The sequence below is a fragment of the Bacillus litorisediminis genome, from assembly GCF_022808645.1.
GTDB classification, from domain to species: Bacteria; Bacillota; Bacilli; order Bacillales; family JC228; genus Bacillus_BF; species Bacillus_BF litorisediminis.
This window is the reverse complement of the sequence record NZ_JAKZKT010000043.1, coordinates 23,337-30,294: the sequence shown is the minus strand read 5'-3', so window position 1 is coordinate 30,294 and position 6,958 is coordinate 23,337. Positions and strand designations below refer to the sequence as shown.

Here is a 6,958-nt window from a genome sequence, read left to right as displayed (position 1 = left end):
TTTAGATTAACAAAACCTCCCCCCAGCAAAAGAAACAGAAAGGCTGGGGGATAATACCAAAGTCCGAATAGCAGAATTGTACATTCTAAAACGAGCAAAAGTGTACATATTATCGTTGACATTTATAAAATGTGCCAAACTGCAAGGTTTATGTGCCACTCTACGCGGGAAATGTGCCAAACTGCAAGGTTTATGTGCCGCTCTACGCCGGAAATGTGCCAAACTGCAAGGTATATGTGCCACTCGCGTTGGATATGTGCCACTCTACAAGGATTATGTGCCGCCCGCGTTGGATATGTGCCACTCTACAAGGATTATGTGCCGCTCGCGTTGGATATGTGCCAAACTGCAAGATTATGTGTCGCTTTACGCTGAATATGTCCACTATACAAGGAATATGTGCCGCTCTACGTTGGATATGTGCCAAACTGCAAGGATTATGTGCCGCTCTACGTTGGATATGTGCCAAACTGCAAGGATTATGTACCGCTCGCGTTGGATATGTGCCAAACTGCAAGGTATATGTGCCGTTCCACTCCGGAAATGTGCCATCCGCACTTGTTTATATGAAGCTCAGTCGAAGATCCAACCATCAATGAATAAGAGTCCATAATGAATACATTAATTTTACAGGGTCCGCATTTAAAATCTCTTTTTTTAGAAGGATTTAAACAAGAAATAGAGAAGTTTTCCAAGAGTGAAAGAGTTTGGTGCAATTTTAGCCGTTTTTATATAAAATAGTAGAGATTAGTTGAGTGAAGGATGGAGCAGGCAAACTCGGACTATTTAATTTTTTTTATCTTATTTGCCCTTCCTTCAAGCACTATATATTTTCTAAAAAAGTACCTAAAAGGAAGGTAGAGCGATGAAAACTGTAGTCGTCACGGATACAACTGCTTATTTACCGAAGGAGCTTCGTGAGCAGTATAACATTCAGTACATTCCGCTCAGTGTTATCTTTGGCAATGAGGTGTATCGGGAAGAGTTAGAGATTACTGTTAGTGATTTTTATGAGATGGTCAAGCAGTCAGAAAAGCTGCCCACTACTTCGCAGCCATCAGTTGGGGAGTTTGTTGAGCTGTATCAGAAGCTTGCCCAGGATTATGATGCGATTATCAGTATCCATTTATCAAGCGGTATTAGCGGTACCTATCAGGGAGCGGTTTCTGCCGGAAATATGGTGGAAGGTGTTAAAGTTTATCCGTTTGATACAGAAATGAGCTGTATGGTTCAAGGCTTTTATGCGGTTGAGGCAGCAAAGCTTGCCGGACAAGGTACCGAGCCTGAACAAATTATGGAACATCTTTATGAACTGAAGAAGACAACGAGAGCTTATTTTATGGCGGATGATCTTTCACACCTGCAAAGAGGGGGAAGACTGTCTGGTGCGCAGGCTTTAATTGGAAGTTTGCTTCAGGTCAAACCTTTGCTACATTTTGTCGATACGAAAATCGTTCCGTTTGAAAAAATTCGAACTCGGAAGAAGGCAATGAAGCGAATTGCTGAACTTCTCGGAGAAGATGCCAGCAAGGGTGAGCCGCTTCAGGCTGTGATTATCCACGCTAACCGTGAAGTAGAAGCAAAAGAATGGAAGGAAGAGCTGCAACAGCTTTATCCGAATGTTGAATTCATGATCAGTTATTTCGGACCTGTAATTGGAACTCACTTAGGTGAAGGTGCCATGGGTCTTGGCTGGATGAAAAAATAAAAACCTCTTTGAAAAGGCAGATTAAGTCATTTTAGTTTGTCTTTTTTATGATGCCGAGGATAACATTTATTTTCTTTTTAAAAAAGGGTTATCCATAAATTAACTTATTGGATAACCCTTATAAAATTACTTTATTAGTTTACAATAATTGTTAATTTTAGGGAATGCAGAAAGCTTTTCAAGTAATGAACTGCTTTCACGGATAACTTTTCTTAAATATTTTTCTGTTTCATTACTAGAGAGGGAAATAGGAGTTTCAGCAATCCGAACTACAGATTTATTTTTTTGTTTAATATTATTCACCCTCTAACCCTCCGATCATTTTAAATAATAGGCTATAAAATAGTCTTGATTTTACTTCCATTATAACAGAAAATAGTTGGTTTTCATATACCTTTACTTTTACTTCATTCCATTCTCCGTTCAATTTATAATGTGAACAGATAACATAAGAGCCAATTTTTCTTGTCATGTAAAGTTGATTTTTACTTTCTTGATAATATAAAACCTCATTTTTTGGATCTTGGTTAAATGTATCCACTACAAAAGAATTAGAATCATCTAAATTATATTCCTTTTCCGTGATGTCGCTCCACCATATGCAACTAAAACCATCTTATCTTTCATATTTTTATAAAGTGTAATTCCGCTACAGTCCTTAACTAATCCTAATTCCTGTTTAACGTACGGACTATTTGAATTATAAACCTTACCACCCTCAAACTTACCAACCATTTTGGATAGTAATAAATTTGCATCTAAGACACCGCTTCTAATTGCCTCTAAAGTATCTTCTGCAAAATCTACATAATCTGAAAACATGTTTGCGTTTTCTGCATTTTGGATGATTTCTTCTTCTAGTGGTATATATTTGACCCCAAGTTTTACGAACTCACTTAGGTATTCTTTTATAGACTTAATAGCATCTGTTGTTTCAGCAAGTTCAAGAGGATACATCCAAGTGCTTTGTTGATCGACATCATATAAAAAGGTCCAAACATATTCATCTGTTTTTTGGTATGACTTCTTTATTTGCTCTTGATGATTTTGGATATATGTTGTCACTTCTTGCATAATGTCATACGTATAGACTGGATCATATCCCTTATTTTGAATAAACTCCTCTTTCTTTTTCTTTATAATATGTTTGATGTGACCTCTATATAATTCAGCAATATCACTTTTAACAAAAGGTATTATAAGCTTACCTTCTTTTAAGGCTGTATAATATTCAACATATGTTGCCGTTACATTAGGATCTTCTTTGGTAAAAGAACCTTTTTCATGTGAAATTATGAGTCATTTCCCCAATAACCGAAATTCTCCTCAAATAGAAGTGGAACATGGCCGCTGTTCCTTAATTCTTCTGTAAGATTACTGCGAAAAGGTCTTAGATCTTCTTCATATGCAGAACTTATAAATATTTTGCATTGATTAGTCACAGCCTCAATTCTCCTTTCCCGATATTGTATTTTACGGATGATTTAGTTTATATGTTAGTTTAATACTAATTTCCCTTTTCCAATTATTTCAATTTTAAAAGTAAAAATTCCTTCTTAAAAAACCGATTACATTGTTTAAACCAAAGTAAAAATCATATAAATGGGTGGTTAACAGAAAAACTGTAAAGAAGCAGATTCAAAGATTTGCAAAAGACCTAAAAAGTTTATTGAAAGAGGAGATGTTGTATGAACATTCCAGTAAAATTTAAATCCCTTCAGCTATTTTTATCCGGTAGAGTTTTGTTAAAGGAAGAGTTAACAGAGTTTGAGTCAGTTTTGGAGGAAGCTGATCGAGAAGGCATGGTTACAATAAAAGCTGGTGTGACTGAGCAAAATGGCAAATGCGTCTGTAACCGTTGCGGTAACCGGACGAGATCATTATTTTATAAAATGCCCTGTGCCAGGTGCGGCAAGGAATGTGCTTATTGCCGAACGTGCATAAGGATGGGGCGGGTTTCTGCCTGCAGTTCTCTGTATAAATGGACTGGATTTTGCCCTCAGATAGAACCTTCAAGTCTTCAATGGGAGGGGGAACTATCCCCTGCTCAGCAAAATGCGGCAGACAAAGTCGTTGAAGCTGTTGTAGCGAAGAAAAACTTACTTGTGTGGGCCGTTTGCGGTGCGGGGAAGACGGAAATTTTGTTTCAGGGTATTGAGGCTGCTCTGCAAAAGGGAGAAAGAGTTTGTGTTGCAACTCCAAGAACAGATGTCGTGCTCGAACTCTTGCCTCGGCTTCAAGAAGCTTTTCCAGATACAACAGTAGTCGGACTCTATGGGGGAAGTGAGGACCGACATACATTTGCTTCGCTTGTTGTTTCCACCACTCATCAGCTTTACCGCTTTGAGAAAGCTTTTGACACGGTCATTATCGATGAGGTTGACGCCTTCCCATATACCGCTGACGAAACACTCCAACAAGCTGTGAAAAAATCGCAAAAAGAAATATCTTCTACCATATATTTAACCGCGACTCCTAACTCAACCTTCCAATCGAAAGCCAGAAAAGGAACCTTACCCTCCGTACAAATTCCAGCTCGTTATCATGGTCATCCCTTGCCAGTGCCGACCTTTTACTGGATCGGGAACTGGAAAAAGGTACTCCAGCGAAAGCAAATCCCGCACCCTTTATTAAAATGGATTAACTCTCGTCTTCAATCTGAAACGCCCGTCCTCCTCTATTTTCCTCATATTAAGCTCATGGAAGAAGCACTTCCGCTTTTCAAATCACTGGACCCCCGTATCGAAGCTGTTCACGCAGAAGATCCCAATCGAAAAGAAAAAGTTAAAGCTATGAGAGAACGTAAAACGCCGATGCTTTTAACAACTACGATTTTAGAAAGAGGGGTAACCTTCCCTAATCTTGATGTAGCTATACTGGGTGCAGAGGAACGAATTTTTACGGAAAGTGCCCTTGTGCAAATTGCTGGGAGAGTCGGGAGAAGTCCAGTTTATCCAAATGGGGAAGTCGCCTTTTTTCACTATGGAAAAACAGATGAAATGGTAAAAGCAAAGAAGCACATTGAAAAAATGAACCGACTTGCGAAAAAGGAGGGGTACTTATTATAAAATTTTTCACTGACCTATTGGAGCCATTTCGGTACCCGGATTGTTTATTTTGTCATCAAAAACGGCAGCCTGAAGCATCCTGGACAGCACTGGTATATGGTGATCATTCTGTGCTTTGCAGAGATTGTGAAGAAAGATTAGAACCGCTGACGGGTGAACTCTGTGTAAAGTGTTCCAGGCAAATGGAAATGCTGGAACCATCCTATCGGAGAGGCGAGATTTGCTATGACTGCTGGAGATGGGAGGAGGACCCGCAATGGAAAGCAGTTCTCACGAAAAACGAGTCGCTCTATCAATACAATGAGTTTTTAAAAGAAATCATTAGTCAGTACAAATTCCGAGGCGACTATGTGCTGGCGAATATTTTCAAAAGAGATATCAAGCTCAAGATCAAACAGCTGGAGCCAGACCTGATCGTGCCTATTCCTCTATCAAAACAACGTTTGCATGAGCGGGGATTTAACCAAGCGGAAGCGATTTTGATAGAGGCGGAGCTACCATTCATCTCCCTTTTAACTCGTGAACACAGTGAAAAGCAATCAAAAAAAGCAAGAGAAGAGCGGCTTGGGCAGGAAAATATATTTCAATGGAACAGTGAAGAATATCTGACAGATAAATCCGTACTCATTCTCGACGACATTTACACTACTGGAGCTACAATCCGTCATGCTGCCAAAATTTTTATAGAAAAGGGGGCAAAAGAGGTTCGATCTCTAACGATTGCAAGAGGTTAACTTTTTAGACACTCGCCAAAATGAAAGCTTGTCAGTATAATAGATACCAAGATGTCGGGAGAATTTACCAGGGGGTCTATTATGCCAGAACTATCAAATTGTCCGAATTGCGATAAGCTTTTTGTAAAAAATGCCTTAAGAGATGTTTGTGATGATTGTTTTAAAGAAGAAGAAAAACAGTTTGAGACTGTTTATACGTTTATTAGAAAAAGAGAAAATCGAACTGCCACCATGGTTCAGGTTGTAGAAGGAACAGGTGTGTCGGAAAAGCTCATTATCAAGTTTATAAAAAAAGGAAGACTCCAATTAAGCAAATTTCCTGGGCTTACGTATCCGTGTGAAAAATGCGCGACACCGATCCGAGAGGGGAAACTCTGTACAAGCTGTCAAACGAAGTTACGCTCCCAAATAGATTCGCTGAAAAAGGAGCAGGAACGGTTAGAAGAAATAGAGAAGCGGGAGAGAACCGTTACATATTTCACAAATGAAAAAAGAAGATAAGCAGGGAGGCTGTAATTTGCAAGCTTCCCTTTTCTTTGTTTTAGTATGGTAAACTTTGTCATTGAACTGTAATTAAAAAATCTATAAACATCCAGACTCTTTATCCGATAATAGAGATAGAGAATAGTGCTTTCGAATAGGAAAGTGAGGTTATAGCTTTGAAAATACACAACTTTGGCACTCCGGGGATGAACCCTTATAAGCAAACATTTGCTAAGCAAGAGTCGATCCTTAAGCAGCAGCCAACAGGTTCTGATAAAATTGAAATTTCACATACTGCAAAAGAGCTTCAACAGCAATCAACGTTTGTTACGGATCGCCAGAAAAAGATTGAAGCAATACAAACTCAAATTGAAAATGGCACTTATAAAGTTGATGCTGAAAAAGTCGCGAAAAGTTTAGTAGATTTTTTCGGAGAGCATAAGAATTAATGATAAAGGAGGGAAAACCATGTCTGAGCAAGTATTACAGTCCCAATTAGAAAAATTGCTTCAGCTTCATCAAGAAGTACTGCTATTATCCCAACAAAAAACTGAAGTTGTGAAAAAAGGGGACATGGAGAACCTCCAGCAAATCTTAAAAAAAGAGCAAAAATTGATATTAGAACTTGATCGGGCCGAAAAGGAAAGACAAGCTGCCGCTCAAGTTATAGTTCCTTCGGCGGAAAAACCTACCATAGAGGATTGCCTTCCGCAGCTTTCTCAAGAGCAACAAGAAAAACTGATTGGTTTAAGAGATAAATTGAAGGAAGTGATTGCACAAATTGAGCTGCAAAACAATTTAAACTATGAGCTCATTCAGCAATCATTACATTTTATCCATGTGAGTTTGAATCTTTTTCGGCCAAAGGAAGAATCCATAAATTATAGTCCGCCTAAAGGACAAAAACCGAAAGTTACCGTCCCAGCTGGGATGTTTCAGACGAAAGCATAGATTTTGGAGTAAAC

The 6,958-nt window shown here is 38.8% G+C and carries 9 protein-coding genes; 6 read left to right on the top strand and 3 right to left on the bottom strand.

Going from position 1 to position 6,958, the window contains the following annotated elements:
* The first annotated feature begins 865 nt into the window (after positions 1-865).
* Entirely contained in the window at positions 866-1,708 is an 843-nt protein-coding gene (locus MLE14_RS17895; protein ID WP_243299785.1) for a DegV family protein, read from the top strand.
* Between the two features lie 126 nt (positions 1,709-1,834).
* Here MLE14_RS17895 and MLE14_RS17890 read toward each other — a convergent pair whose 3' ends face one another.
* From MLE14_RS17890 to MLE14_RS17880, 3 genes are all read right to left on the bottom strand, one after another.
* Positions 1,835-2,011: a hypothetical protein gene (locus MLE14_RS17890; RefSeq protein ID WP_243299784.1), complete on the bottom strand. Its 177-nt coding sequence runs from the start codon at positions 2,009-2,011 to the stop codon at positions 1,835-1,837.
* Positions 2,012-2,269: 258 nt separating this feature from the next.
* Positions 2,270-2,782, bottom strand: coding sequence for a hypothetical protein (locus MLE14_RS17885; protein WP_243299783.1), 513 nt, complete (start codon positions 2,780-2,782; stop codon positions 2,270-2,272).
* Between the two features lie 218 nt (positions 2,783-3,000).
* The gene (locus MLE14_RS17880; RefSeq protein WP_243299782.1) at positions 3,001-3,150 is read right to left on the bottom strand and encodes a DUF4062 domain-containing protein; all 150 of its coding nucleotides are present in this window, start codon (positions 3,148-3,150) and stop codon (positions 3,001-3,003) included.
* 246 nt (positions 3,151-3,396) lie between these two features.
* On the opposite strand from MLE14_RS17880, the gene MLE14_RS17875 reads away from it, so the two are divergent.
* The 5 genes from MLE14_RS17875 to MLE14_RS17855 all read left to right on the top strand — a co-directional run bounded on the left by MLE14_RS17875 (position 3,397) and on the right by MLE14_RS17855 (position 6,944).
* On the top strand, positions 3,397-4,776 hold the full coding sequence (locus tag MLE14_RS17875) for a DEAD/DEAH box helicase (RefSeq protein ID WP_243299781.1): 1,380 nt from the start codon (positions 3,397-3,399) through the stop codon (positions 4,774-4,776).
* A gap of 110 nt (positions 4,777-4,886) precedes the next feature.
* Positions 4,887-5,510 (top strand): ComF family protein, encoded by a 624-nt coding sequence (locus MLE14_RS17870; RefSeq protein WP_390629147.1) that lies wholly within the window; start codon positions 4,887-4,889, stop codon positions 5,508-5,510.
* An 81-nt stretch (positions 5,511-5,591) separates the two neighbouring features.
* Complete coding sequence (locus MLE14_RS17865; RefSeq protein ID WP_243299779.1) at positions 5,592-6,011, top strand: TIGR03826 family flagellar region protein; 420 nt, start codon at positions 5,592-5,594, stop codon at positions 6,009-6,011.
* Positions 6,012-6,169: 158 nt separating this feature from the next.
* Positions 6,170-6,442, top strand: coding sequence for a flagellar biosynthesis anti-sigma factor FlgM (flgM, locus tag MLE14_RS17860; RefSeq protein ID WP_243299777.1), 273 nt, complete (start codon positions 6,170-6,172; stop codon positions 6,440-6,442).
* A gap of 19 nt (positions 6,443-6,461) precedes the next feature.
* Positions 6,462-6,944, top strand: coding sequence for a flagellar protein FlgN (locus MLE14_RS17855; RefSeq protein ID WP_243299775.1), 483 nt, complete (start codon positions 6,462-6,464; stop codon positions 6,942-6,944).
* Positions 6,945-6,958 lie beyond the last annotated feature (14 nt).